Genomic DNA, 26476 nt, shown 5'->3' with positions numbered 1-26476 from the left:
GATGACCGTTCCGGTGACCATCCGCATTCAGGACGCCGATTTCGATATCGCCGCCGAAACTGCGGCGATGACGAAGGGCCGCACCGACATCGGCGCGGTGGTGTCGTTCACCGGCCTGTGCCGCGGCATCGAAGGCGACGACACCGTCACGGCGCTGACGCTGGAGCATTATCCCGGCATGGCCGAGGAGGAAATCCAGCGCCACGCCGAGGAAGCGCTGCGCCGCTGGCCCGCCGTCACCGCGCTGACGATCGTCCACCGCGTCGGCCGGCTGGTGCCGGGCGACAACATCGTGCTGGTGCTGGCGGCCTCGGCGCATCGCCAGGCGGCGTTCGCGGCGGCCGAATTCCTGATGGACTATCTCAAGGCCAACGCGCCGTTCTGGAAGCGCGAGGAGCGCTCCGGCGAGTCGCGCTGGGTCGAGGCGCACAGCCGCGACGACGCCGCGCTGGCGCGATGGAGCAAGGATTGATGGCGAAGAAGGCGACCGCGAAAACTAAGAAGGCAGGCAAATCGAAAGCACCGACGGCGAAATCCGCCAAGGCCAAGCCCGCCAAACGAAGCGTCGCGGCCAAGGCTGCGGCCGCCAAGCCGCCGAAGGTGGCGCCGGGCGAACTGGTCACGCTGCTCGATTTCGTCCGCTACGCCGTCAGCCGCTTCGCCGAAGCCGGCGTGGTGTTCGCGCACGGCACCACCGATCCGATCGCCGAGGCGGTGTTCCTGATCGGCGAGACGCTGCATCTGCATCCCGATCAGTTCGAGATGTTCGCCTCCGCCCGGGTGACCACGCGCGAAGCCGCCGCGATCCTCGGCCTGATCGAGCGCCGCATCGCCACGCGGTTGCCCGCGGCGTATCTGGTGAACAAGATCTATATGCGCGGCGTGCCGTTCTATGTCGACGAGCGGGTGATCGTGCCACGCTCCTTCATCGGCGAACTGCTCGACTCGCATTTCGACGGCGGCGACACTTCGCTGATCGACGCGCCCGAGGCGGTCGAGCGCGTGCTCGACCTCTGCACCGGCTCGGGCTGCCTTGCGATCCTGGCGGCCTACGCCTTCCCGAACGCGACGGTCGACGCCGTCGATCTGTCGAACGATGCGCTCGCGGTCGCGACCCGCAACGTCGCCGAGCATCGGCTCGACGATCGCGTCAGCCTGTATCAGGGCGACCTGTTCGGTCCGCTCGGCGAGGAGCGTTACGACCTGATCATCACCAACCCGCCTTATGTCGATGCCGACGGGATGGCCAGCCTGCCGGCTGAGTGCCGCGCCGAGCCGGCGATGGCGTTCGACGGCGGCGACGATGGTCTTTCCATCATCCGCCGCATCCTCGCCGAGGCGAAGGATCACCTCAACCCGGAGGGCGGCCTGCTGTGCGAAGTCGGCCGCTGCCGCCCGCAGATCGAAGACCAGTTCCCGCAGCTCCCGCTGCTGTGGCTCGACAGCGAAGATTCCGAAGCCGAAGTATTCTGGATCGCCGCAGCGGATTTGTAGCTTCCGACGCGCACCGTCATTCCGGGGCGCCCACGGAAGTAAGCGACCCCGGAATCTCGACCTGTTCTGCGCCGTGCGAAACAACCTCTGGATTCCGGGTTCGCTCGCTTCGCGAGCGCCCCGGAATGACGTCAAAAAAACGGACTACTCGCCCGCCCCGAACCGCAGGAACGTGAACTCGGTGTCGTCATAGGCGCGGCGGTCGAGTTCGGTGTAGCCGGCCGGCGCCTTGAAACCGGCGTCCTTGGCTTCCTCGACGATCACCAGCGCGCCCGGCAGCAGCCAGCCGCCGTCGCGCAGTGACGCGAGGGAAGCCTCGGCGAGCTGCTTGCGGTACGGCGGATCGAGGAACGCGACGCCGAACGGCTCGACCGGATGCGCCGGGCCGAGATTGGCGGCGTCGCGGCGATACACCTTGCTGACGCCGCCGAGCCCGAGCGCCTCGACATTGGCGCGCAGCAACGCCCGTGCCTCGGCGCCGTTGTCGACGAACAGCACGAACTTGGCGCCGCGAGACGATGCCTCGATGCCGAGCGCGCCGGTGCCGGCGAACAGGTCGAGCACCCGGGCATCGAGCAGCGGGTTCTCGTAGGCGTGCATCAGAATGTTGAACACCGACTCGCGCAACCGGTCCGCCGTCGGCCGTATCTCCCGCGACGACAGCGCCACCAGATTACGCCCGCGCAGCCGCCCCCCGATCACGCGCATGGGAGTGCTCGTAGAGATTGCAGGTAGCTCGAAACGAACGAGGCGCGCTCCCCTCCCCCTTGCGGGGAGGGGTCGGGGGTGGGGGTCCACAAGCAAAACCTTGCTTCGTAGCTACCCCCCACCCCGACCCTCCCCCGCAAGGGGGGAGGGAGCACAAGCGCCCTGCCGTCGATCAGCATGAAACCAAACTCACTCGTCCCGCGGCGCGAGGTCGCGTTTGCCGTGGTAGCGACGGGCGGGGCCGCGCGACAGCGGGCGATTGCCACCTTCGCTGCCGGTGCGTTCGACCTTGACCCTGCGCCCCTTGCGATCCTCGACCGCGGCGCGCTTGGTAATCGTCTTCTTCGGCGCCGGTGCAGCCTCGGCCACCGCCCACTCCTCGGCCGACACGACCTTGCCGGCGCGCGGCTTCGGCTTGGTCTCGCTCGGCGAGGGCCCTGCGAAATCGCAGCCTGCGAGCGCGATCACCTTCTCGCCGAGCTGATCGCGCAGCACGCGGGTCTTCACTTCCTCGACCTCGCCTTCGCCGAGTTCGAGCAGTTGGAACGGGCCGTAGGAGACCCGGATCAGCCGGTTCACCTCGAGGCCGAGATGCGCCAGCACGTTACGCACTTCGCGGTTCTTGCCCTCGCGGATCGCGAACACCAGCCAGACATTGGCGCCCTGGTCGCGTTCGAGCCTGGCCTCGATCGGGCCGTATTGGACGCCGTCGACCTCGATGCCGTTCTGCAGCTCGTCGAGCTGCGCCTGAGTGATCTCGCCATGGGCGCGAACCCGGTAGCGCCGCAGCCAGCCGGTCTCGGGCAGTTCGAGCGCACGCGCGAGGCCGCCGTCATTGGTGAGCAGCAGCAGGCCCTCGGTGTTGAAGTCGAGTCGGCCGATCGAGATCAGCCGCGGCAGCCCTTCGGGCAGATGCTCGAACACCGTCGGCCGGCCTTCCGGATCGCTGTGCGTCGTCATCAGCCCGCGCGGCTTGTGATACAGGAACAGACGCGTCCGCTCGCGCTCCGGCAACGGCTTGCCGTCGATGGTGATGACATCGCTCGCCTTGACGTCGAGCGCCGGCGAATCGATCACCTTGCCGTTGACGGTGACACGGCCTTCCGTGATCCACGCCTCGGCATCGCGGCGCGAGCACAGCCCGGCGCGCGCCACCACCTTGGCGATGCGCTCGCCGGCCTTGTCGGACTTGGCGGGAGCTGCCGACTTCCGCTTGGAAGCTGCCGGGTCCTGCTTGCGAAACGCGCCGCGGCCGCCGAACGCCGGACGCTTGGCGAAGATCCTGCTGTCGTCCTCATTGTCGCGGCGCGGCCGATCGAAGCCGCGACCTTCGCTCTTCGGATGCTCGTGCCAGTCGCCATGCTTGGCGGCGCGGTCGCGCTGCGGGCGATCCTCACGCGGACGGTCGCTGCGGGGACGGTCGCTGCGCGGACGATCCTCACGTGGGCGATCGAAGCTGCGCTCGCGGAACGGCCGCTGCTCGCCGCGCTCGCCGTCGCGGGGGCGCGAAAATTTCGGACGGTCGCCGCCGCGTTCCGGACGGTCCGAGCGCTCGCCACGATCAAACCTGGGCTTGTCGCCGCGGGCCTTGTCGAAGCGCGGCTTGTCGCTCCGGTCCCGATCGAAGCGCGGCTTGTCGTCACGCGATTTCGAGAACCGCGGCTTGTCGAAACCGCCCTTGTCGAACTTGCGGTCACGATCGCCGCCGGCACGCGCCGGCCGATCCTCACGGGCCCGCCACGGCTTCTCGTCGCCGCGGTCACGGCCGGCCTCGCCGTCACGCTGGAACGGCCGCTTCGGCCGATCAGCAAAATCGCGCTTGGGGCGGTCACCGAAATCGCGCTTCGGCCGATCACCGAAATCCCGCTTGGGGCGGTCACCGAAATCCCGCTTCGGCCGATCACCAAACTCTTTGCGCGGCCCCCGCTCGGCACGATCGCCGCCGCTGCGCGCGGGCCTATCGTCGCGGCTGAAACGGGGACGAGGCGCATCACCGTCATCGCGGCGCGGACGATCGGAAAAGTCGCGGCGCGGCGCGGCGCCATCGCGCTTGGCATAGGGCCGCTTGCCCTCGCCGCCGAACGACGAGCGCTTGGCGTCACCGCCGAACGACTTCTTGGCGTAGCTCTTCTCGCCGCGCCCCTCGCCGGCGCCTTCGGCGGCGCGCTTGGCGAACTTCTTCTCCGGTCCCCGGGCCGCGCCCGAGCGGCCCTTGCCGCCGAACGCTCCCTTGCCGCCGGCCCCGGCTTTGCCGCCGAAACCGCCTTTGCTGCCCTGCCGGTCGCGGCGGCCGCGCGCAGAATCGTTGTCTTTACGGGTGTCGCGGGGCATGACTGGTCTTTCTATCGGAACACGAAATCGGGCACAGGCAGTCGGGAACGGCTCGCAGGCCGCGCGCTCCGAATGAAACGCGCATGGTCACGCAAAACTGCCATCCACTTTTGCTGAAGTCGGTCTCCTAGCAGAGTTTTCGGGGCGAGACGAGCCAAGAACGACGATGACGGCTTCCACTTTCATGGAATTGGCGCTGGCCGAGGCAGCCGCGGCGGGGGCCGCCGGCGAGGTGCCGATCGGCTGCGTGATCGTCCGCGACGGCGTGGTGATCGCCAAGGCCGGCAACCGCACCCTGACCGACCGCGACCCCACCGCCCACGCCGAACTGCTGGCGATCCGGGAGGCGGCGGCCAAGCTCGGCAGCGAGCGGCTGGTCGATTGCGATCTCTACGTCACGCTGGAGCCGTGCACGATGTGCGCCGGCGCGATCTCGTTCGCCCGGATCCGGCGGCTGTATTTCGGGGCGTTCGATCCGAAGGGCGGCGCGGTGGAATCCGGCGTGCGGTTCTACGGCCAGCCGACCTGTCACCACGCGCCGGAAGTGTATTCCGCGGTCGGCGAGCGTGAAGCCGCAACGATGCTGCGCGAGTTCTTCAAGGCGCGGCGGTGAAGAACTTCACCAACGCTTCGGCGGTCTGATCCGGCGCCTCCTCGGTGAGGAAGTGACCGGAATCGACCGGCCCGCCCTGCACGTCTTTGGCCCAGGTCTTCCAGGTATCGAGCGGAGTCGCCGCCGACTGCGCGATGCCGGCATCACCCCACAGCGCCAGCATCGGCACCGGGATCTTATTGCCGGCTTCGACATCGGCCTTGTCGTGCTCGAAATCCGCGAACGCGCCGGCGCGATAATCCTCGCACATCGCGTGCAGCCGCATCGGATCGCGGAACGGCGCCAGATAATGTTCCAGCGCGCGCGGATCGAAGCACGACAGATCGTGCGTCTTGGCCCAGCTCGCCAGCTTGTTCTTGAGGAAGAAATCCGGCGCGGCGGCAATCAGCGTTTCCGGCAACGGCGCCGGCTGCGCCAGGAAGCTCCAGTGATAGATCTTCAGCGCATAGCGCCGGTCCATCCGCTGCCAGTACTCATAGGTCGGCAGGATATCGAGCACCGCCAGCTTCGACAGCCGTCCCGGCGAATCCAGCGCCATCCGGTAACTGACCCGGCCGCCGCGGTCGTGGCCGGCGAGCCCGAAATGCACGTGGCCAAGCTGCTCCATTGCCTCGATCAACTGCTTGGCCATCGCCCGCTTGGTATAGGGCGTGTGCTCGGCGTCGCTCTCCGGCATGTCGGACCAGCCGTAGCCCGGCAGATCGGCGATGATCAGCTTGAAGCGCTCGGCGAGCTTGGGCGCCACCCGATGCCACATCACATGGGTTTCGGAGAAGCCGTGCAACAGCAGCAGCGGCGGCCCGTCGCCGCCGGTGCGGGCGAAGATCCGGCCCGAGGACGTGTTGATCCACTCCGAGCCGAAGCCCGGAAACAAATCGGCGAGATCGGGCATCGGCGCATACTCCCTTGTCGTTAGTTGCCGTCATTGCGAGGAGCGAAGCGACGAAGCAATGACGACGCGAGCCACACGCACAGCCTCATCCTGAGGAGCGCTCCGTAGGAGCGCGTCTCGAAGGATGGGCCGCCCTCGCCCTTCGAGACGCGCGCGATGCGCGCTCCTCAGGGTGAGGGCTGAGCAACGCTCCTACTTCCCCCGCCGTTCCCGCGCCACCGCCTGCCAGCCAATGTCGCGGCGGCAGAAGCCTTCGGGCCAGTTGATCACGCCGATCGCCTCATAAGCGCGGCGCTGCGCTTCGGCGACCGTTTTGGCCGAGGCCGTGACGGCGAGCACGCGGCCGCCATTGGCGAGAACCCAGTCGCCCGAGGCCACTGTGCCGGCGTGGAAGATCTGTACGCCGGCAATCGCATCGGCGCGCTCCAGCCCGGCGATCCGGGTGCCCTTCTCGTAGTGCCCCGGATAGCCCTTGGCGGCCATCACCACGGTGAGCGCCGGATCGTCGTGCCAGCGCAGGCTGAAATGATCGAGCTGGCCGTCGGCGCAGGCGAGCAGCGCCGGCACGATGTCGGACATCATCCGCATCATCAGCACCTGGCACTCCGGGTCGCCGAACCGGACGTTGTATTCGATCAGTTGCGGACCATCCTCGGTGATCATCAGGCCTGCGAACAGCACGCCCTTGAACGGCGCGCCCATCGCCTTCATCGCCTTCAGGGTCGGGGTGATGATCTGGTCCATCGCCTGCTTGCAGATCGCGTCCGTCATCACCGGCGCCGGCGAATACGCCCCCATGCCGCCGGTGTTCGGTCCCTTGTCGCCGTCATAGGCGCGTTTGTGATCCTGCGCGGTGGCGAGCGGCAGCGCGTGCTCGCCGTCGCACAGCACGAAGAACGAGGCCTCTTCGCCGACCAGGAAGTCCTCGACCACGACTTCGACGCCGGCATTGCCGAGGCCGCCGCCGAACATCATGTCGATCGCTGCCTCAGCCTCGACCAGCGTGCTCGCCACCACCACGCCCTTGCCGGCGGCGAGACCGTCGGCCTTGATCACGATCGGGGCGCCCTGGGCGCGGATATAGGCCTTGGCCTCGTTCGGATCGCCGAACCGCTCATAGGCGGCGGTCGGAATGTCGTGCGCCTTGCACAGATCCTTGGTGAAGCCCTTGGAGCTTTCGAGCTGTGACGCCTTCCGGCTCGGTCCGAACGCCTTGATGCCGGCTGCGGCGAGATCGTCGACGATGCCGGCGGCAAGCGGCGCCTCCGGCCCGACCACCACGAAGTCGACCGCATTGGCCTTGCAGAACGCGATCACGGCCGGATGGTCGGCGATGTCGAGCGCCACGCAGGTCGCCTCGCGGGCGATCCCGGCATTGCCCGGCGCGCACCACAGCTTGGTGACCAGCGGCGAGGCCGCGATCTTCCAGGCCAGCGCATGTTCGCGCCCGCCCGAGCCGAGGAGGAGAATATTCATGAAAGCCTGACCGTACGCCCCGTGGATGGTCCGCGAGGTGTAACACGCGGCAGGCGGCCGGCAACGCACGCCGGCGCGGATGTGGATATGTCCGAGTAGAGGCTCCGTCCCGGCCGCGGGTTGGCGGCCGGGCCGAAAGTCCCTACTTTCCGCCGCATCCTTCAACCCCGATCGAATCGCATGGCCCGTCTGCAGACTCCCCAAGCCCTTGCCAATGTCGGCGAATTCACCGTTTCCGAGCTGTCGCAGGCGCTGAAGCGGACGGTGGAGGACACCTATGGGCATGTCCGGGTGCGCGGCGAGATCACCGGGTTCCGCGGGCCGCACTCGTCCGGCCATTGCTATTTCGCGCTGAAGGACGAGGGCGCCAAGATCGAGGCGGTGATCTGGAAGGGCGTCGCCGGGCGGATGCGGTTCAAGCCGCAGGAAGGCCTCGAGGTCATCGCCACCGGCAAGCTCACCACCTACCCCGGCTCGTCGAAATATCAGATCGTGATCGAGGCGCTCGAGCCCGCAGGCGTCGGCGCCCTGATGGCGCTGATGGAAGAGCGCAAGAAGAAGCTCACCGCCGACGGCCTGTTCGACGAGGCGCGCAAGCAGCTCTTGCCGTGGCTGCCGGAAGTGATCGGCGTCGTCACCTCGCCGACCGGAGCGGTGATCCGCGACATCCTGCATCGGCTCGAAGACCGCTTTCCCCGCCGGGTGCTGGTGTGGCCGGTGCGGGTCCAGGGCGAAGGCTCGGCCGAGCAGATCGCCGCCGCTATCCATGGGTTCAACGCGCTGCCCGAAGACGGCCCGATTCCGCGGCCGGACCTGTTGATCGTCGCGCGCGGCGGCGGCTCGCTGGAGGACCTGTGGTCGTTCAACGAGGAGATCGTGGTCCGCGCCGCAGCGGACAGCATGATCCCGCTGATCTCGGCGGTCGGCCACGAGACCGATGTCACCCTGATCGACTTCGCATCCGACAAGCGGGCGCCGACCCCGACCGCGGCGGCCGAAATGGCGGTGCCGGTGCGCGCCGAGCTGTTCGTCGAAGTCGGCGGCCTGGCGCGGCGGATGCTGTCGAGCTGGCAGCGCTGCCAGGATTTCCGCCGCAACGAGCTGCGCGCCGCTGCGCGCGCCCTGCCGGGCGCTTCCGACCTGCTGGCGATCCCGCGGCAGCGCCTCGACGGCGCGGCCGCCGCCCTGCCGCGCGCCCTGCGCGCCAACACCCATGCGCATCACCGCCGCTTTGCGGCTGCTGCGGCCGGCATGACGCTCAAGGTGCTGCGGGCCCAGGTGGCGCACAATGCGCATCGGCTCGACAGCGCCGGCACCCAATTGCAGCGCTGCGCCCGCGCCACGCTGCGGCATCGCCGGGAGCGGTTCGAGGGGCTGGCGGTGCGGCTGCAGGCCTCGAAGCTCGCCAACGCCCAGGCGCAGCGGATGCGGATCGCCCGCGAGCAGGAGCGGCTGCAGCGGCTCGCCGAGCGGGCGCGGCGGGCGCTGGTCACGCTTCTGGAACATCGGCAGGCGCGGATCGATGCCACCGGCAAGCTGCTGGCCGCACTATCGTACCGCGGCGTGCTGGCGCGCGGCTTCGCACTGGTGCGGGACGCCGATGGCCGCTCGGTCCACGCTGCGGCATCGGTCGCCGCAGGTGCCCGGCTCAGCGTCGAATTCGCCGACGGCCGGGTCGGCGTCACCGCCGACGGCGGCAGCGGCCCGGCCGACGCCGCAAAGCCGGCGTCCGCACCCGCGAAGGCGGCGAAGCGGCCGGCCAAGCCGGCCGGTCAAGGATCGCTGTTCTAGAACTGGAGTAGCCTTACCTGCTGCGGAAACGACGCCGCCATGATGCCGTGGCGGTTTGCAACGCGGCGCATCCGTTCTATCTGTCAGGGGTATCGACCCGCAGGTTTTGCATCGTTCCGCAACCTGCGGTTTTCCAGGAGATCGGCCGTGCTGAACAAATTTGGCTTCTCGGGTTCTGGCGAAGCCCAGGTGCAATATCTCGATGGCGACTTCCGCGTGATCTCGCCCGGCACCTATGTGCGCTGCGCCGTCACCGGGGTGCAGATCCCGCTCGACGAGCTGAAATATTGGAGCGTCGATCTCAAGGAGCCCTACGCGACTCCGGAAGCCGTGCTGAAGCGGCATCATCCCGAAGCGTTTCAGCCCAAGGGCTGAGGTCGCCTCAACGCCGCTTCGCGAGCTTGGCGGCGCGTGCGCCGTTGAGCCGGTCGAGCAGAAACAACCGCAGCTTCCCCTCGTCTTCGAACGCCAGCGTCACGGCAAACGGCACGACGTCCACGCCGAGCGCGTTCTGAGCGCTGCCGATCCGCGCCAGGTCCTTTTCGGTCGTGACCAAGCTCAGCCCATCGCGCTTGGCCGCAGCGGCGAGCCCGCCCAGTTCCTCCGCGGTGAATGGGTGGTGATCGGGATACGCGCGCTGCTCCACCACCTCGATACCGCTTGCCTGCAACGTCGCGACGAACCGCGCCGGGTCGCCGATCCCGGCGAACGCCAGCACGCGGCGGCCGCGCAACGCCTCGACCGAGGCCGGTTCGGGCACCAGCCGTGCCCGCAGCACCGGCGCGCCTCGCTCCGCGACCTGGGCGGCGATGACGTCGGCGGCGGTGCCGTCGCCGACCACGACCAGCGCATCCGTGCGCGCGATCTGCAGCGCAAGCGGCGCGCGCAGCGGGCCGGCGGGAAACACGCTGCCATTGCCGACGCCGCGGCGGCTGTCGATCACGACCAACGCAGCGTCCTTGATCAGCGCCGGATTCTGGAAGCCGTCGTCCATCAGGATCACGGTGGCACCCTGCGACGCCGCGAGCGCGGCGCCTTCGGTGCGGTTACGTGCTACCACCACCGGTAAGCGGCGCGCCATCATCAGCGGTTCGTCGCCGACATCGGCGGCGCTGTGGCGCGAGGGATCGACCACGACGGGCCCGTGCAGCTGGCCGCCATAGCCGCGGCTCAGCACGACAGGAGTTTCGCCAAGTTCGCGTAGCAACGCCACCAGCGCAAGCGTCGTCGGCGTCTTGCCGGCACCGCCCATGTGATAGTTGCCGACGCACAGCACCGGAACGCCGACCGCGGTGCCGGCCTTTTGCATCCGGGTGGCGGCGATGTTGCCGTAGATCGCGGCGATCGGCAGCAGCAGGCGCGATGCCAGGGAAGGAGGCCGGTGCCAGAAGCCCGGCTCACGCATTCGCAGCACCCTGTTCGATCTGCAATTGCAGCAGATAGGGCTCGAGCGCCGCGATGGTGCGGTCGAGCGCGCCGCCGAGACGGTCGACCACGTTGGTGGCCGCCGTGATCGAGATCTGCCGCGCGTCGTGGTTCGACAGCAGCGACGAGATCCGCAGCACCAGCGCGTCGACATCGGGCACGGCGAACGCACCGCCTTCATCGTCGAGTGCACGGTAGATGTCGGTGAAGTTGGAGACGTGCGGACCGTGCACGATCGCGGCGCCGAGCTTGACCGGCTCGATCGGATTCTGGCCGCCGTGCTCGACCAGCGAGCCCCCCATGAACACGATCGGCGCCAGACGATAGAACAGCCCGAGTTCACCCATGGTGTCGGCGACGTAGATCGCGGTCGCGGCCATCGGTTGCTGTTCGCGAGAGCGCAGCGCGACCGGCAGGCCGGCAGCCTCGACCAGACCGGCGACCTGCTCGCCGCGATGCGGATGCCGCGGCACGATCACCGAGAGCAGTGTCGGGAAGCTCGCGGTCAGCCGGCGATGCGCGTCGATCAGCAATTCCTCCTCGCCGGGGTGGGTCGAGGCTGCAACGATCACTGGACGGCCGCGGGTCACGGCGAGCAGCCGCTCCAGCCGCGCCGGATCGGCCGGCGGCGGAGCGACGTCCATCTTCAGGTTGCCGGTGGTGATCACACTCGGGCTACCGAGCGCACTGAAGCGCTCGGCATCGATCCGCGACTGCGCCAGACAGATGTCGAACCGGCCGAGCAGCGCACCGATCGTCGCGGAGGCACGCTGCCAGCGCGGAAACGAGCGCTGCGACATCCGGCCGTTGATCAGCACCATCGGCACCCGCCGCGCCGAGGCGGCGAGGATCAGGTTCGGCCACAGATCGGATTCGATGAACAGCGCCAGGCTGGGGCGCCAATGATCGAGGAAGCGATCAACGAAGCGCGGCGCGTCGTAGGGAATGAACTGATGGATGATGTCCGGCGGAAACCGGCTCGCCACCACCTCGGCCGAGGTCAGCGTGCCGGAGGTGAGCAGGATGCGCAGATTGAGGGCGCGCAGCCGCTCGATCAGTCCGGCCGCGGCCAGCACCTCGCCGACGCTGGCGCCATGGATCCACACCAACGGGCCGTACGGCCGGACGTCTTTGCTGATCCCGCGGCGTTCGCCGACGCGGGCCGGATCTTCCTTGCCCTGCTTCAACCGCCGGCCGATCCACAGCGACGCCAGCGGCGCGGCGGCAGCGGTCAGCCTGCGATAGGCGCGCAACGTCATCGGCACCGGATCGACCATCAACGGCCCCGTCTGTCACCGCGAAGGTGACGCGCATCGTCGCGAAGCGGCATCGTCAGTCCTGCGCGGTCAGTGCTGCGCGGATCTGGCTTCTTTGTCGGGGTCGAGCAGCCGATGCAGATGAACGATGAAGTACCGCATGTGCGCATTATCGACCGTCTGATGCGCCCGGGCCTTCCACGCCGCGTAGGCTGCCGCGTAGTTCGGATACACCCCGACGATGTCGACCTTGTCGAGATCGCGAAATGTCACGTTCTCGAGGTCCGTCAATTCTCCTCCGATTACGAGGTGGAGCAATTGCTGCGCATTGTCCGACATCAAACTTCCTCATTGCGGCGAACAGGCACGCGCGCGCTCAGCTTCGCGGAGAATCGCGAAAATGCTCGACGATGTGAGCATGACGTTCGCGTCCCGCAGCCACCAGCACGCCATGCGTGACCTCGGGGCGGTTGTAGACGACCGTTTCGCCCGCGAGAGTTGTCAGTGTACCATCCGCTTCGTGCACGATCAAATCGGCCGCCGCAAGATCCCAATCGCGGCTCTGCCCTCCGGCAAACGCAACGTCGACCCCGCGATCGGCAACCCGGCACAGGCGCAACGCCAACGATCCAATTCGCGGCATAATGAGCGCGCCCGCGGGCAGCCGCAGCCGTTCGATCAGTGGCTTCGGCCCGGCGACCTTGGCGCCTTCGAGGGCGGCACCGCCACTGGCGCGCAGCGCAGCGCCGTTAAGCGAGGCGCCCGCGCCGCGGACCGCAAAGAAGAATTCACCCGACGCCGGTGCGAACACCGCGGCGAGCACCGGTCTGGCAGCCGCGACCAGCGCGACCGATACGCACCAATCCTCGCGCCCGGCCAGATAAGCTCGGGTGCCGTCGATCGGGTCGACGATCCAGACCTGTTCCCTGTCGAGCCGCACCAGATCGTCGGCGCTCTCTTCCGACAGCCAGCCGTAGCGCGGAGTCGCCTCCTGCAGACGGCGGCGGATCAGTTGGTCGACGGCAATGTCGGCTTCCGACACCGGCGAGGATGCGCCCTTGGTCCAGGTCCGCAGCTCGGTGCGGAACATCGACAGCGCCAGAGCGCCGGCCTCGCGCACCGTGTCGGCGAGCAGCGCCGCATCGTGCGGCCCGACGGCAATGTGCGTGGTATCTGGACTAGCGTCCGGCAATCGTCAGTCCCTCGATCCGCAGTGTCGGCGCGTTGACGCCGTAGCGGAAGGTCAGGTCGCTGGCCGGCGTCAACGTCTTGTACATGTCGAGCAGGTGCCCGGCGATGGTGACTTCGCTGACCGCGTAGGTTCGTTCACCGTTTTCGATCCAGAAGCCGGCGGCACCGCGGCTGTAGTCGCCGGTCACGCCGTTGACGCCGGAACCGATCAGGTCGGTGACGTAGAAACCCTGCTTGATGTCGGCGATCAGCTCGCCCGGGCTGAGCGGGCCGGCTTCGAGATGCAGATTGTACGGCCCCGGCGACGGCGACGACGACACCCCGCGATGCGCGTGCCCGGTGGTGGCGAGGCCGAGTTCGCGTGCCGTGGCGCAATCCAGCAGCCACGAGGTTAGCACACCGTCGTCGACGATCGACAGCGGCTTCACCGCGACGCCCTCGGCGTCGAAGGCCTGCGAACGCAGCCCGCGCGTGCGCAGCGGATCATCGACGATACGGATGCCGTCCTTGAACAGCTTCTGGCCGAGTCGGTCTTTCAGGAACGAGGTCTTGCGGGCGATCGAGGCGCCGTTGGCGGCGCCGACCAGATGCCCGACCAGCGAGCCGGCGACACGCGGATCGAATACGACCGGCACTTTGCAGGTCTCGACCTTGCGCGGCCCGAGGCGTGCCGCGGTGCGTTCGCCGGCGACCCGGCCGACCCGCTCGGGGGACATCAGATCGGAGGCATGCGGCGCCGTGGTGTATTCGTAATCCCGCTCCATGCCGGTGCCGTCGCCCGCGATTGCGGTCATCGAGATGCTCTGGCTGGAGCGCAGGAAGGCGCCGTGGAAGCCGGTCGACGTCACCAGGACCATACCGCCGATCCCCGACGAGGCCGAGGCGCCGCCCGATTTGGTGATCCCCGGGACAGCGAGCGCCGCCGCTTCCGCAGCGCGAGCGCGCTGCTCGAGTTCGGCAGTGGACGGAGTATTGGGATCGAGCAGATCGAGATCGGGGAAGTCGTGCGCCAACAACTCCGGATCGGCGAGGCCGACATATTTGTCGTCCGGCGCGACGCGAGCCATCGCCACCGCCCGCTCGGCGAGCTTAGTGACCGCATCACCGCTGATGTCGTTGGTCGAGACCACCGCCTGGCGGCGGCCGACGATCACGCGTAGGCCGACGTCGTCGCCCTCGCTGCGCTCGGATTCCTGCATCCGGCCATCGCGCACTTCGACGCCGTGCGACACGCCGCGCACCGCCACTGCGTCTGCCTGATCGGCCCCGGCGCGACGCGCAGCCTCCACCAGCCGCTGCGCCAGATCGCTCAGTGCCGACTGATCGAGCAGAGCGGAATCCACAGGGGACGAAGCCGGCGAACGTGCGCTTGGTGAAGAGTTCACAAATACAATTCCTAAGGCTGGAAGTAACGACGCGAGGGCAGCGGACACGCGCTGGGAACCTCACAGATGTGCCTGTTCGGCACGGACTTCAAGCACTTTGCACCGAACCGCAACAAATCGTTCGCCGAGCCGGGCGCAAGATTGCGTCAATCATGCCGGCCAAGGTTCTGTCAATCATGAGCTGCGAAGCAGGCCGGGTCAGTTTCGATTAACCAGCCTTTTTAAGCGAATCCGGACCGGGCTCTGGCAAGCTGTCTCGCATCGACCGGGAACATAATTCCGGCGGGGAGATCAAAGCCGTGAGGCGTCAAACAGCAACAGGCGGGGCCAACCTCGCCGGGTCGAGCCGCGATCTGCGGCTCGACCCTCTCTCACTGCCAATCCGCTTCGACGCGCACGATGTGCGGGCCGACGGCGGCATCCGGCAAATCGAGCTACACCGCGAACGGGTGGTGCTGCGCCGCGCCGTCGCCGGCATGCGAATGGCGGTGAACGTCAGCGTCAGCGACTTTCGCGGCATCGGCTGCCGCGGCCTCGACGACGGTCGCATGCTGATGCTGGTGCACCGCGATCCGTCGCTGTCGATCCCGCTCGGGATCAGCGACGATGCCGAGGAGATCGAACGGATGTGGGCACTGTGGAGTGAAATCTTCGGACTACCGCAGCTTCCCGAAGACAAGCTTCGCGAACCCGCGCAGCGCCGCCGCCGTCATCATGTAATCAGCAAGCGGCGTCCGCGCTTCCTGATGCGTCGAAGGAGCGGCCGTCTGCTCGATGCGCCGAAGAGCTTCGCCGGCGAACGCGAGATCATCGCGCGGGACTAATCATTCATCGGGTGACCGCGCCGGGCGCCGCCCGGCCTCACGCCATGCTGCGGGAGACGGCGTCGGCCACCAGGCCGCCGAACAGCAGCAGGCCGGCGTCGCGGTTCGACTTGAACAGCTTCAGGCACAGCGGGCTGTCGTGAATGTCGAGCCGCACGATCTGCTGCACCAGATGCGCAGCAAACGCGGCGAGACCGATCCAGGCGAGCCAGCCGGCATCGGCGAGCTTCAGCGCCACACCGACCAGGCTCACCGCCAGGCCGAACAGCAGCACCAGTGCCAGCCTGGTGTTTTCGCCGAACAGCAGCGCCGTCGACTTGATGCCGACCATCAGATCGTCTTCGGCGTCCTGATGCGCATAGATCGTATCGTAGCCGATCACCCAGGAAATCGAGCCGGCATACAGCACGAACGCCACCAGATCGAGCCGCTCGAAGGTGGCGGCGAAGCCCATCAGCGCGCCCCATGAGAACGCCAGTCCGAGCACGAATTGGGGCCAGTAGGTGATCCGCTTCATGAACGGATAGGCCGCGACGATGATCAGCGAAGCGATGCCGGTGGCAATCGCGAAGCTGTTGAACTGCAGCAACACGACTAGACCGGTCAGGCAAAGCAGCACCATGAACACCGCCGCCTGCTTGGCGGTGACCTGTCCGGCCGGAATCGGCCGCGACCTGGTGCGCTCGACCTTGTCGTCGAGATCGCGATCGGTGATGTCGTTCCAGGTGCAGCCGGCGCCGCGCATCACGAACGAGCCGATGAAGAACAGCGCGCAGAACAGTGGCAGACGGCTGAGGTCGTGGGCGATGCCGGCGGCAAGCGCCGCCGACCACAGGCACGGCATCAGCAGCAGCCAGGAGCCGATCGGACGATCGAACCGCGCCAGCCGCAAATACGGCCGCGTCCATAACGGCGCGTGGTTGTCGACCCAGTTTCCGGTGGAGTCGGCGACCCGCCCGGCCGCGCCGCTGGCCGGAACGCCGCTCATCGCGCCAGCACGTTGCCGTTGAGGGTGTCGAAGGTGGTGCCGCCGAACTTCTTGGCCGCAGTATTGGCTTCCGGCGCAGCGGTCGACGAGCCGAGCACGTCGGCGAAGCTCGGTCCGGCCGGACCGCGCTGCTGCTGCTCGGCGATGTTGCAGACCTGCTTTTGCATCTGCTCGGTCCGCTTGTGACCCGTTTTGAGCTGGTCGGCGATGTCGTTTGGAATGCCGCAACGCTTGGCGTTGCTGACGACGTATTTGATCATCGCCACTTCGGAACTGGCGAAAGCGCCGATCAGCTTGCAGGCCTCAGTCGCCGGCGCTTTGCGCTTGCCGGCGGCCTGGATCGCCTGACCGCGCTTCTCGGCTTCTTTGCGGAGCTTGAGGAAGTCGTTCATGCAGGCCTCACCGCCGGCCTGCTGCCCCATCGGCGCAGCGCCGGGCGGCGGACCGAAAGCGCCGCCACCACCGGCGATCGGGGCGGCGCCCGCGGCCGGAAACGATCCGCCCGAGCCGTTGACCGGCGGGAACACCGAACTGTTGCTCGACGCGGTGGACGATGATGACGACTGGTTCGGCAGCGGTGCCGGAAATGGCGAGGCGGCCGACTGGCTCGGTAGCGGCGCGGGAAACGCACCCTGGGCGAGCGCCGGCGCCGCCGGGACGGCGAATGCGGCGGCTAACGCCGGTACGATCAAACGTCGGATGATCAAGGTTGCTCCTCCGGCAAGGTTCGATGGTCCCACTCGCCCGTCCACATCGAGAAATAGCGATGCTCAGGGCCTTTTACGATTCCGGATCGCCCTTAACAACCCGGTGATTGGGGCGGCAGCGCGGCGCTTCGCCCCACAGGCGGCTGATATTCTTGAAAAATTGGGCTAGAAGCGGCTCGTGAGAACCCGCCGATGAGCAGATACGACTTCCGCAGCCCCCGCCTTTTCGTCGAGGCTGCCCTGGCACCTGGTGCACAGGTGCCGCTTGGGCGCGACCAGGGCAACTATCTCGGTAATGTGCTACGGCTCGGGGCTGGCGCCGCCGTGCTGGCCTTCAACGGCCGCGACGGCGAATGGCGCGCCACCATCGCGGGCCGCAAGCGCCCCGAAGCGCTGGAGGTGGCGGAGCAGATCCGGCCGCAGGACCGCCTGCCCGACGTCGCCTATGTGTTCGCCCCGCTGAAACACGCCAGGCTCGACTATATGGCTCAAAAGGCTGTGGAAATGGGTGCCGGCCGGCTGCAGCCGGTGCTCACCCAGCACACCCAGGTGCACCGCCTGAACACCGAGCGGATGCGCGCCAACGTGGTCGAAGCCGCCGAGCAATGCGGCATCCTCAGCCTCGCCGAGGTCGGCGAACCGATCGGCCTGGACCGGTTCCTGGCCGGCCGCGCCGGCGGCGAACGGCTGCTGGTGTTCTGCGACGAAGACGCAGAAATCGCCGATCCGGTCGCGGCGCTCACGGCCGCGCGGGATGCGGCAACGAAGGGCGTCGATCTGCTGGTCGGGCCGGAAGGCGGATTTTCTACCGAGGAGCGAGGCGTGCTGCTGAAACAGCCGAATATCCTGCGGCTGGCGCTCGGCCCGCGGATCATGCGGGCCGATACCGCGGCGGTCGCGGCTCTGGCGCTGGTTCAGGCGGTGGTGGGTGACTGGAAGGATGCCGGAACAATATTCGACCATTGAAGCCATCGCCTTTCCAGCCTGCCGGCTGATGACGGTCGAATCTGTCATCCGCCCGTGTTAAGGGCTGCGCCGACCAACGTTTTCTGTTCCACCCTCCCTGCCCGGGACCGCAGGACTGACCGATCATGACAAACACCGCCGCCGCTCGCGCGACCGGATCCGCCGCGTGGGCGGAGGCGCTGCTGCAATCTTTCGCCGAGGCCGGCTACGCCCAGGCCACGCCGCCGATCCTGCAGCCCGCCGAACCATTCCTCGACCTGTCGGGCGAGGACATCCGCAAGAGCCTGTATCTGACCACCGACGGCAGCGGCGAGGAGCTGTGCCTGCGCCCCGACCTGACGATCCCGGTGGCGCGCGAATACCTCGCATCGCAGGCCGTCGGGCAGCCGGTCGGGTTCTGCTATCTCGGCCCGGTGTTCCGGCAGCGCGGCGGCAAGCCGAGTGAATTCCTGCAGGCCGGCATCGAATCGTTCGGCCGCCAGGACCGCGCCGCGGCCGATGCCGAGATGCTGGCGCTGGCGCTCGGTGCCACCACGGCGCTCAAGGCGGGCGGGGTCGAGATCCGCACCGGCGACGTCGCGCTGTTCGCCGCATTGATCGACGCGCTCGACCTGATGCCGGTGTGGCGGCGGCGGCTGATGAAGGATTTTCACCGCAAGGCCAGCCTGGCGCACGATCTGGAACGGCTGACGCTGGCGCCCTCGACCAGCAACGAATACGAGGGCGTGCTCGCCGCGCTCGCCGGCTCCGACCGCAAGGCGGCGCTGGCGCTGGTCACCGACCTGATGTCGATCGCCGGCGCCACCACGTTGGGCGGCCGCTCGGTCGCCGAGATCGCCGATCGCTTCCTCGAGCAGTCGACGCTGAAGAGCGGCGCGCTGCCACGCGACGCGCTCGACAAGATCAAGCGCTTCCTGGCGATCGCCGGCGCGCCGACCGACGCGCTGAAGGCGCTGCGCGCACTCGCCGCCGATGCGAAATTGTCGATCGATGCGGCGATCGATCAGTTCGAGGCGCGGATCGGCTTCATGGCCGATCGCGGCATCGACCTCGACACGGTGCGGTTCTCCACCGCGTTCGGCCGCGGCGTCGATTACTACACCGGCTTCGAATTCGAGCTGCACCGCGTCGGCAACGGCGACGAGCCGCTGGTCGCCGGCGGCCGCTACGACGGGCTGATGAGTCAGCTCGGCGCCGCCTCGCCGATCCCCGCGGTCGGCTTCTCGATCTGGATCGAGGCGATGAAACAGACCAGCGCCGGAGGTGCCGCATGAGCGCGCCGTTCGTTCTCGCGGTCCCGTCCAAGGGCCGCCTGCAGGAAAACGCCGAAGCCTTCTTCGCTCGCGCCGGACTGGCGCTGAGCAAGCCGGGCGGCGCCCGCGATTATCGCGGCACCATTGCGGGCCTCGACAATGTCGAGGTCGCCTATCTGTCGGCGAGCGAGATCGCCGCCAATCTGGCGCGCGGCTCGGTGCATTTCGGCGTCACCGGCGAAGACCTGGTGCGCGAGAACATCGCCGAGGCCGACAAGCGGGTGCTGCTGATCGACGGGCTCGGATTCGGCTACGCCAACGTCGTGGTGGCGGTGCCGCAGGCCTGGATCGACGTCCGCACCATGGCCGACCTCGACGACGTCACCACCGGCTTCCGCGCCCAGCACAACCGCCGGATGCGGGTCGCGACCAAGTACATCAACCTGACCCGCGGCTTCTTCGCCGCGCACAACGTCGTCGACTACCGCATTGTCGAGAGCGCCGGCGCCACCGAAGGCGCGCCCGCGGTCGGTACCGCCGAGATGATCGTCGACATCACCACCACCGGGGCGACGCTCGCCGCCAACGGGCTGAAGGTGCTCGACGACGGCGTGATGCTGCGCAGCCAGGCCAACCTGGTGGCCTCGCGCGAGGCCGACTGGAGCGAGGCGAACCGCGAAACCGCGCGTGTGATCCTCGATCACATCGCCTCGCGCGCCCGTGCCGGCAAGTACAAGGAAGTCCGCACCCGGTTCAAGGGCTGCAACGACGCGCTGCTGGCCGAGGCCCACACCCGGTTCGGCGTGGTGTCGCCGTTCGGCGGCCCGACCTCGTCCGGGATGCTGACGCTGCATTGCCCGCCGGCGCAGATCTATGCGCTCGGTAGTTTCCTGCGCCAGCACGGCGCCGACACCGTCTCGGTGGCCCCGCTCGACTACGTGTTCGACAAGGAAAATCCGCTGTTCAGCAAACTTGCAGCGTTTCTCGGCCAATAATCCCGGTCGCACGCGCGCCGCAGTAGCGACGGCGCCGTTCACCACCATATAGTCGGAAGATCAACAAGGCGACTGCAAGGCCGGATCGAAGCAATGACGCTGGGGAGTGACGTCTCGGGATTGTCCACCGAAGCGGGTTCAGCCGCCGCGCTCGGGCTGTCCATCGTGGTGCCGGCCTACAATGAGGCGGGGGGGCTGCAGGCGCTGCACGGCCGGCTGATCACGCTCGCCGCCACGCTGCGGCAGCGCTACGGCCTCGCCTGCGAGGTGGTGTATGTGGACGACGGCAGTGCCGATACCACGCTCAGCATCGCCCGCAATTTGCCGGCCACCATGCTTGACGTTCAGGTGGTGTCGCTGTCGCGCAATTTCGGCAAGGAAGCTGCGCTGATGGCGGGGCTCGACCACGCCAGCCGCGGCGCCGTGCTGTTCATGGACGGTGACGGCCAGCACGCACCCGAACTGGTCGAGACGCTGGTGGCGCATTGGATCGACGACGGATTCGACGTCGTCTACACCGCCAAGGCGCATCGCGACAACGAGCCGGCGCTACGCCGGACCGCGGTGCGCGGCTTTTACGCGCTGATCAATTGGGGCGCGCGGCAGAAGATCCCGGAAGACGCCGGCGACTTCCGCCTGCTGTCGCCGCGCGCCGCCCAGGCGCTGCGGCAACTGCCCGAACGCAACCGGTTCTTCAAGGGCCTGGCGAGCTGGATCGGCTTCCGCCAGAAGCGGGTCGACTACGAGCCGGAGCCGCGCGCGCACGGCTTCAGCACATTCTCCACCGCACGGCTGATCGGACTGTCGATCGAGGGCCTGACCTCGTTCTCGGTGGCACCGCTGCGGATCGCCAGCCTGCTCGGTGTCGTGCTGGCGATCAGCGCGTTCCTGTTCGGCCTGTCGATCCTGTGGGAGACCTGGATCGGCGGCAAATCAGTGCCCGGCTATCCATCGATCATCGTCGGGATGATGACGATTGGTGGCGTGCAGTTGCTGATGATCGGCATCGTCGGCGAATATATCGGCAAGATCCTGTCCGAGATGAAAGCGCGGCCGATCTATTTCGTCGCCGAACATACGGTGAAGCGGGCCGAGCTCGATGCCGGCGCCGATCCGGCGAAGCGGTCCGCCGCCGAATGAGCGACTCGGGCCAGCGTCGGATCTGGCTGGTCGCCGACGATTACGGCATCAGCCCAGGGGTCAACCGCGCGATCTGCGACCTGATCGGGCGCGGCCGCATCAACGCCACGTCGGTGATGATGGTCGGCCCCGCGATCGGCCGCGACGACGCCGCCGCGCTGCTGAACGCGGCCGCCGCCAATCCGAACGCCGCGATCGGTCTGCACGCGACGCTGACGGCGCCGTTCGCCCCGCTGACGATGCACTATCATCCTGTGCACGGCGGACAGTTTCTGCCGCTCGGGCGCAAGCTGCGCGGCACCCTGCTGCGCCGTCACGACCGCCATGTCATCGCCACCGAACTGAGCGCGCAGATCGAAGCCTTCGTCGAACGGTTCGGCCGCACGCCCGACTACCTCGACGGACACCAGCACGTGCAGTTGTTTCCGCAGGTCCGCGACGCGTTCCTCGGCGTGGTCAAGGCGCTGGCGCCGAACGCCTGGGTGCGGCAATGCGGGCGCAGCGTGCCGCTGGCGCGTCGCCTCGGCGATCCCAAGCCGCTGCTGCTCGATGCGCTCAGCGCACCGTTTCGCAGCCGCGCCGCCCGAGCCGGCGTCGCCTTCAATTCCGGCTTCGCCGGCGCCTATGATTTCCTGCGCGAAACCGACTTCGAAGCGTTGATGGACTCCTTCCTCGACGGCCTGCCAGACGGCGGCCTGGTGATGTGTCATCCCGGTGAGGTCGACGAGACGCTGATCAGCCTCGATCCGTTCACCGATCAGCGCGAACGGGAATACGCGTATCTCGGCAGCGAGCGCTTCCCGGAGCTGCTCGCGGCGCGCAACGTCACCCTGGTCGCCGCGGCTCCCCGGACCGCCGGCCCTGCGATCTCGTCGCATACCGAAATTTAATCCGGGGGCGGACTTACTGCCGCCCAAAGGTTCCCTAAATCTGCCGATACCTCGCCCGTGATCGCCGCCGGCGAACGCTGCGGCGCGGAATCGAGCGACGCTCAGGGAGATCATCATGACACCGCAGGAACGCCAGCTTGTCGACGATCTGTTCGAACGGCTCGCCCGCCTCGAAGCCACTCCTCGCGATCCCGAAGCTGCCGCCGCCATCTCGCAGGGACTGCGGATTGCGCCGAATGCGATCTACGGGCTGGTCCAGACGGTGCTGGTGCAGGACGAAGCGCTGAAACGAGCGCACGAGCGAATCCAGGAATTGGAAGCCGACGACATGCAGCCCGCGCAGGAGCGCGGCGGCTTCCTCGACTCGATGCGGGATGCGATCTTCGGCCAGGGCCAGCCGCAGCGCGGCTCGGTGCCGAACGTGCCGCCGCCCGGCACCGGCAGCCGGCCGGCCTGGAACACCGGGCAGGTGATCGGTCAGCAATCCGCCGCACCGCCCTACAGCCAGCCGGCGCAACCGTCTTACGGCCAGCCGCAGGGCCAATATGGTGGACCGTTCGGCGGGCAGGGTGCATCGCCGTTCGGCGGTGGAGGCGGTGGCGGTTCGTTTCTCGGCACCGCGGCGGCCGCCGCTGCCGGCGTGGTCGGCGGCTCACTGCTGCTTTCCAGTATCCGCGGCATGATGGGCGGCGGCTCGCAACAGAGCGTGGCCGACCAGAACGGCCTGGGCGGCGGCACCCAAAGCCCGTGGGGCGGCGGTGACTCGTCCGGCGGCAATCTCGCTCAGCAAGCCGGCCTCGGCGACATCGGCTCGCAACGCGGCGGCGGCGACGACAATTCGCGCTACGGCATGATGGATCAGAACGACCACGATCAGGTCGCCGACGCCGGCTACGACCGCGACGACATGGACATGGACTCGGACGACTTCGACGGCGACAGCGACTTCGCCTGAGACCCGCCGTCACCGATCGACGTGCAACGGCCGCCCACCCGGGCGGCCGTCATCGTTCGGCGGCTGCATCACGCCCGATCAGATCACCACCACCTTGGTGCCGACGCCGACCCGGCCGTACAGGTCGATGACGTCTTCGTTGCGCATCCGGATGCAGCCGGACGAGACGTTGGTGCCGATCGTCCACGGCTCGTTCGAACCATGGATGCGGTACAGCGACGAGCCGAGATACATCGCCCGCGCGCCTAGCGGGTTTTGCGGACCGCCCTCCATGTGCCGCGGCAGGTCCGGACGGCGCGCCAGCATCTCCTTCGGCGGCGTCCAGGCCGGCCATTCGCGCTTGGCGGTAATCGTCTTCACGCCCGACCAGGTGAAACCGGGACGACCGACGCCGACGCCGTAGCGCAGCGCCTTGCCGTCGCTCTGCACCAGGTAGAGGAACTTGTTCGGGGTATCGATCACGATCGTGCCGGCTTTTTCGCCGCCATGGTAATCAACCAGTTGCTTTTCGAAACGCGGATCGAACGCCGGACGGGCCGGCTCGATCGCCGCCTCCTGCTCCTGCATCAGTTGCGGGGCGGTCGGCGCGATGTACTCCGGGCGCTGTTCATAGGCCGGCTCGCGTTGATAATACCGCGAGGACGGCGGCGGCGGCGCGTCGCCGAACAGGAATTCGATGAAGCCGCCGCCCAGGTTCGATCGGTCGGCGTGGGCGATGCGCACCGGCGCCGGTGCGACCTGACGCTGCGTCGCGTAGATCACTGCGGGCTCCGGTTCGGACGAGAAATCGTCAGCGATAGCGGGATGATAGCCAGCGGCGAGGCAGGACACGCTGGTCAGCAATGCGAGGGTGGTTTTGTTGAACATCGACGTACTCTGCACTGTTTCGTCGTGGATGCGCCGAAGATGCGGCGGTGAACGCAACGGATCAGAAACCAAAACCGGATCGGTTTGGTAAACGCGGACGCCGTTTCGATTCACCACGTCGCGGTCGCGCCGCTATTCCTGTTCTCAGCGTTTATTTTCAATGAACGGCACGGCCTCATGGTTAACGCGCCGTGTTCGAATGGCTGTTAGTTGAGGCGAACGCGGTTCCGGTGCTCAACGCGTCGTTAAAGAGATCGCTGTAGGAGAGCGAGGTACCAACTCACGGGATCAGCCGATGTCACTTCCACGTAAGCGTTTCCGCATTGAAGAACTGACGCTTGGAGCAGCGCCGATGCTCGCACCGATCGAATTCGAAGCTGGTCCGACCAACCGTGACCTGATGGCCGAATTGCGTGCGATCCGCGCCCAGATCGTCAACGGCGTGCATCCTGTGGCCGTCGGCGAGTCCGGCAGCAAGCAGGAGATCGACGCCTCGCTGGCCGCGGAGGCCGCCGAAGCCAAGGCGCTGCTGGCGAGCTACAAGGCCCAGGTCGAGCAGTGCGAAAAGCTGAAGGTCGAACTTGACCTGATCCACAACGCGATCGACCAGACCAAGCGCGAGATCGCGGTGCTGCACTCCAAGAGCTTCAGCGGCGAGGAGATGGCCAAGGTCAACGGCGAACTCGGCGCCGTGGTCGGCGGCACCGAAGAAGCCACCCAGCAGATTCTCGAAGCCGCCGAAGCGATCGATCAGGCCGCCACCGCGCTCGGCAAGGTGAACTCCGCCGATCAGCAGCAGGCGCTGAGCGAGGAAATCCAGGAGCGGGTGATCTCGATCTTCGAGGCTTGCAACTTCCAGGATCTCACCGGCCAGCGCATCAGCAAGGTGATGAACACGATGAAGTTCATCGAGCATCACATCGTGGCGATGATGGAGATCTGGGGCGGCGTCGACGAGATCAAGGCCCATGCTCCGCCCGTGGTCGACACCCGCGAAGGCGACGACAGGCTGCTCAACGGTCCGCGCGCCCTCGGCGACGACGGTCACGCCTCGCAGGACGACATCGACGCGATGTTCAACTGATCGCCGGCCGCCTCAGCTCCGCTCGACGGTGCGTGGCGGCCGCAGCGCCAGGAAGCAGCCGAGCGTCGCCACGGCGCAGACCATCCCCGCCTCGACCACCGTGGCGTCGGAGAACCGCTCGACCGCAGCCGCGACCACGAACGGCGCCGACGCCTGCACGAACAGCGCCGGGCGCGCGATCCGGCCGATCACACGGCCATAGCCCTGGGGTCCGAACATCAGCAGCGGCAGACTGCCGCGCGCGATCGTCATCACGCCATTGGCGGCACCGAACGCCACGCAGAACACGCCGGCGACCAGGATCGACGGGCCGGCGAACGCCAGCATCGCAAACGAGCACGCCATCAGCGCCACCGCGCCGCGCGCGATCCACAACGGATGAGTGCGGCCGGCGAGCAGGAAATCCGCAAACCTCGCTGCGACCTGTGCCGGGCCGAACAGCGCGCCGAGCGTCACCACGGTGCCGGGGTCGATGCCGCCGCGCTGGAACATCGCCAGCAGATTCGACGTCACCCCGGACAGCATCAAGGCGTAGATCGCAAACGCCGCAGCGATCAGCACGAACGGGCGTCCTTCCGGACGCAGCGGCTCGGCCGGCCTCGGATGCGGAGTAGAGCTGGGCGCAGGGATCACCGGCGCGGCCTTGCGCGGCAGGGCCAGACCATGCAGCGGCGCAACCACGCAGGCGAGAACCGCGGCGAACACCAGATAGGTGCCGCGCCAGCCCACCGTTTCGAGCAGCAGATGCGTCGCCGGCCATCCCACCGTCGAGGCGAAGCCGCCTGCAAAGGTGACGAAGGTGATCTGTCGCCGCGCGGTGGCTCCGAACAACCGCGCCAACGTCGCGAAGGCCGGATCGTAAAGATTCGAAGCCATGGCGACGCCGAGCAGCGCCCAGCCGAGGAAATACAGCGACCGCTGGTCGGTGCTCGCGAGCAGCACCATGCCGATCGCGCCGACCAGCGCACCGGGCGCCATCACGACGTTTCCGCCGTGGCGGTCGATCAGCCCGCCGATGGTCGGCGACAGAATGCCGGAGATCACCAGCGCCAGCGAAAAGCCGGACATCCCGAACGCCAGCGACCAGCCGTGTGCCTCTGCGAGGTACGGCATGGTCAGCACCGGCGGGTAGATCAGCATTCCCCAGCACAGGATCTGGGTGACTGCGAGAACTCCGACCGCGCGTTCCGGTCCGAGCGCCAGTCTCCGCAGCGCGGTCATGTCGTCATGGCGTCAGGTTCGACC

Annotated in this window: 26 protein-coding genes; 13 read left to right on the top strand and 13 right to left on the bottom strand. The window is 67.7% G+C overall.

Annotated elements, in window-relative coordinates:
* Window position 1: 1 nt before the first annotated feature.
* Entirely contained in the window at window positions 2-472 is a 471-nt protein-coding gene (locus DWA33_RS08200) for a molybdenum cofactor biosynthesis protein MoaE (RefSeq protein ID WP_114357599.1), read from the top strand.
* The gene (prmB, locus tag DWA33_RS08195; protein WP_114357598.1) at window positions 472-1494 is read left to right on the top strand and encodes a 50S ribosomal protein L3 N(5)-glutamine methyltransferase; all 1023 of its coding nucleotides are present in this window, start codon (window positions 472-474) and stop codon (window positions 1492-1494) included. Before DWA33_RS08200 ends, prmB begins: the two co-directional genes overlap by 1 nt.
* Window positions 1495-1638: 144 nt before the next feature.
* Here the strand turns inward: prmB and rsmD are convergent, their stop codons facing one another.
* Together rsmD and DWA33_RS08180 are read right to left on the bottom strand one after the other, a co-directional pair.
* Window positions 1639-2220 (bottom strand): 16S rRNA (guanine(966)-N(2))-methyltransferase RsmD, encoded by a 582-nt coding sequence (gene rsmD / locus DWA33_RS08190; RefSeq protein ID WP_283808602.1) that lies wholly within the window; start codon window positions 2218-2220, stop codon window positions 1639-1641.
* Window positions 2221-2391: 171 nt separating this feature from the next.
* Complete coding sequence (locus DWA33_RS08180; RefSeq protein ID WP_114357596.1) at window positions 2392-4533, bottom strand: pseudouridine synthase; 2142 nt, start codon at window positions 4531-4533, stop codon at window positions 2392-2394.
* 166 nt (window positions 4534-4699) lie between these two features.
* On the opposite strand from DWA33_RS08180, the gene DWA33_RS08175 reads away from it, so the two are divergent.
* Complete coding sequence (locus DWA33_RS08175; protein WP_114357595.1) at window positions 4700-5146, top strand: nucleoside deaminase; 447 nt, start codon at window positions 4700-4702, stop codon at window positions 5144-5146.
* Here DWA33_RS08175 and DWA33_RS08170 read toward each other — a convergent pair.
* Complete coding sequence (locus DWA33_RS08170) at window positions 5130-6038, bottom strand: alpha/beta fold hydrolase (protein WP_114357594.1); 909 nt, start codon at window positions 6036-6038, stop codon at window positions 5130-5132. The genes DWA33_RS08175 and DWA33_RS08170 overlap by 17 nt on opposite strands.
* Before the next feature lie 192 nt (window positions 6039-6230).
* On the bottom strand, window positions 6231-7514 hold the full coding sequence (gene purD, locus DWA33_RS08165) for a phosphoribosylamine--glycine ligase (protein WP_114357593.1): 1284 nt from the start codon (window positions 7512-7514) through the stop codon (window positions 6231-6233).
* Between the two features lie 180 nt (window positions 7515-7694).
* Between purD and xseA the strand changes: the two genes are divergently transcribed.
* On the top strand, window positions 7695-9305 hold the full coding sequence (gene xseA, locus DWA33_RS08160) for an exodeoxyribonuclease VII large subunit (protein ID WP_114357592.1): 1611 nt from the start codon (window positions 7695-7697) through the stop codon (window positions 9303-9305).
* A 147-nt stretch (window positions 9306-9452) separates the two neighbouring features.
* Window positions 9453-9680 (top strand): DUF2093 domain-containing protein, encoded by a 228-nt coding sequence (locus DWA33_RS08155; protein ID WP_114357591.1) that lies wholly within the window; start codon window positions 9453-9455, stop codon window positions 9678-9680.
* A gap of 7 nt (window positions 9681-9687) precedes the next feature.
* On the opposite strand, the gene lpxK is transcribed toward DWA33_RS08155, so the two are convergent.
* The 5 genes from lpxK to DWA33_RS08130 all read right to left on the bottom strand — a co-directional run bounded on the left by lpxK (window position 9688) and on the right by DWA33_RS08130 (window position 14562).
* Window positions 9688-10710 (bottom strand): tetraacyldisaccharide 4'-kinase, encoded by a 1023-nt coding sequence (lpxK, locus tag DWA33_RS08150; protein ID WP_114357590.1) that lies wholly within the window; start codon window positions 10708-10710, stop codon window positions 9688-9690.
* Window positions 10703-12007 carry a 3-deoxy-D-manno-octulosonic acid transferase gene (locus tag DWA33_RS08145; RefSeq protein ID WP_114357589.1) on the bottom strand — a complete coding sequence of 435 codons (1305 nt, stop codon included), beginning with the start codon at window positions 12005-12007 and terminating at the stop codon, window positions 10703-10705. The genes lpxK and DWA33_RS08145 overlap by 8 nt, the downstream gene beginning before the upstream one ends.
* A gap of 69 nt (window positions 12008-12076) precedes the next feature.
* On the bottom strand, window positions 12077-12325 hold the full coding sequence (locus DWA33_RS08140) for a DUF4170 domain-containing protein (RefSeq protein ID WP_114357588.1): 249 nt from the start codon (window positions 12323-12325) through the stop codon (window positions 12077-12079).
* 37 nt (window positions 12326-12362) lie between these two features.
* A complete protein-coding gene (locus DWA33_RS08135; protein ID WP_114357587.1) occupies window positions 12363-13178 on the bottom strand; it encodes a 3'(2'),5'-bisphosphate nucleotidase CysQ in 816 nt (271 codons plus the stop codon).
* A complete protein-coding gene (locus tag DWA33_RS08130) occupies window positions 13165-14562 on the bottom strand; it encodes a TldD/PmbA family protein (RefSeq protein WP_114357586.1) in 1398 nt (465 codons plus the stop codon). The genes DWA33_RS08135 and DWA33_RS08130 overlap by 14 nt, the downstream gene beginning before the upstream one ends.
* A gap of 299 nt (window positions 14563-14861) precedes the next feature.
* Here DWA33_RS08130 and DWA33_RS08125 point away from each other — a divergent pair, with 299 nt between their 5' ends.
* Entirely contained in the window at window positions 14862-15386 is a 525-nt protein-coding gene (locus DWA33_RS08125; protein WP_114357585.1) for a DUF6101 family protein, read from the top strand.
* A gap of 37 nt (window positions 15387-15423) precedes the next feature.
* On the opposite strand, the gene ubiA is transcribed toward DWA33_RS08125, so the two are convergent.
* Both ubiA and DWA33_RS08115 read right to left on the bottom strand, forming a co-directional pair.
* Window positions 15424-16374 (bottom strand): 4-hydroxybenzoate octaprenyltransferase, encoded by a 951-nt coding sequence (gene ubiA, locus DWA33_RS08120; RefSeq protein ID WP_114357584.1) that lies wholly within the window; start codon window positions 16372-16374, stop codon window positions 15424-15426.
* Window positions 16371-17081, bottom strand: coding sequence for a hypothetical protein (locus DWA33_RS08115; protein ID WP_114357583.1), 711 nt, complete (start codon window positions 17079-17081; stop codon window positions 16371-16373). Before DWA33_RS08115 ends, ubiA begins: the two co-directional genes overlap by 4 nt.
* A gap of 192 nt (window positions 17082-17273) precedes the next feature.
* Here DWA33_RS08115 and DWA33_RS08110 point away from each other — a divergent pair, with 192 nt between their 5' ends.
* The 6 genes from DWA33_RS08110 to DWA33_RS08085 all read left to right on the top strand — a co-directional run bounded on the left by DWA33_RS08110 (window position 17274) and on the right by DWA33_RS08085 (window position 23280).
* On the top strand, window positions 17274-18047 hold the full coding sequence (locus DWA33_RS08110) for a 16S rRNA (uracil(1498)-N(3))-methyltransferase (protein WP_114357582.1): 774 nt from the start codon (window positions 17274-17276) through the stop codon (window positions 18045-18047).
* Window positions 18048-18172: 125 nt separating this feature from the next.
* On the top strand, window positions 18173-19321 hold the full coding sequence (locus DWA33_RS08105) for an ATP phosphoribosyltransferase regulatory subunit (RefSeq protein ID WP_114357581.1): 1149 nt from the start codon (window positions 18173-18175) through the stop codon (window positions 19319-19321).
* Entirely contained in the window at window positions 19318-20295 is a 978-nt protein-coding gene (gene hisG / locus DWA33_RS08100; protein WP_114357580.1) for an ATP phosphoribosyltransferase, read from the top strand. Before DWA33_RS08105 ends, hisG begins: the two co-directional genes overlap by 4 nt.
* Before the next feature lie 93 nt (window positions 20296-20388).
* Window positions 20389-21435, top strand: coding sequence for a glycosyltransferase family 2 protein (locus tag DWA33_RS08095; protein WP_114357579.1), 1047 nt, complete (start codon window positions 20389-20391; stop codon window positions 21433-21435).
* Entirely contained in the window at window positions 21432-22325 is an 894-nt protein-coding gene (locus tag DWA33_RS08090; protein ID WP_114357578.1) for a ChbG/HpnK family deacetylase, read from the top strand. Before DWA33_RS08095 ends, DWA33_RS08090 begins: the two co-directional genes overlap by 4 nt.
* A 115-nt stretch (window positions 22326-22440) precedes the next feature.
* Window positions 22441-23280, top strand: coding sequence for a DUF2076 domain-containing protein (locus DWA33_RS08085; protein WP_114357577.1), 840 nt, complete (start codon window positions 22441-22443; stop codon window positions 23278-23280).
* A gap of 78 nt (window positions 23281-23358) precedes the next feature.
* On the opposite strand, the gene DWA33_RS08080 is transcribed toward DWA33_RS08085, so the two are convergent.
* Window positions 23359-24147 (bottom strand): L,D-transpeptidase family protein, encoded by a 789-nt coding sequence (locus tag DWA33_RS08080; RefSeq protein WP_114357576.1) that lies wholly within the window; start codon window positions 24145-24147, stop codon window positions 23359-23361.
* 295 nt (window positions 24148-24442) lie between these two features.
* Here DWA33_RS08080 and DWA33_RS08075 point away from each other — a divergent pair, with 295 nt between their 5' ends.
* On the top strand, window positions 24443-25231 hold the full coding sequence (locus DWA33_RS08075; protein WP_114357575.1) for a protein phosphatase CheZ: 789 nt from the start codon (window positions 24443-24445) through the stop codon (window positions 25229-25231).
* Between the two features lie 12 nt (window positions 25232-25243).
* Here the strand turns inward: DWA33_RS08075 and DWA33_RS08070 are convergent, their stop codons facing one another.
* Window positions 25244-26452, bottom strand: coding sequence for an MFS transporter (locus DWA33_RS08070; protein WP_114357574.1), 1209 nt, complete (start codon window positions 26450-26452; stop codon window positions 25244-25246).
* Window positions 26453-26476: the final 24 nt, after the last annotated feature.

The organism is Rhodopseudomonas pentothenatexigens (assembly GCF_900218015.1).
GTDB classification, from domain to species: Bacteria; Pseudomonadota; Alphaproteobacteria; order Rhizobiales; family Xanthobacteraceae; genus Rhodopseudomonas; species Rhodopseudomonas pentothenatexigens.
This window is presented reverse-complemented; position numbering and strand designations above follow the sequence as displayed.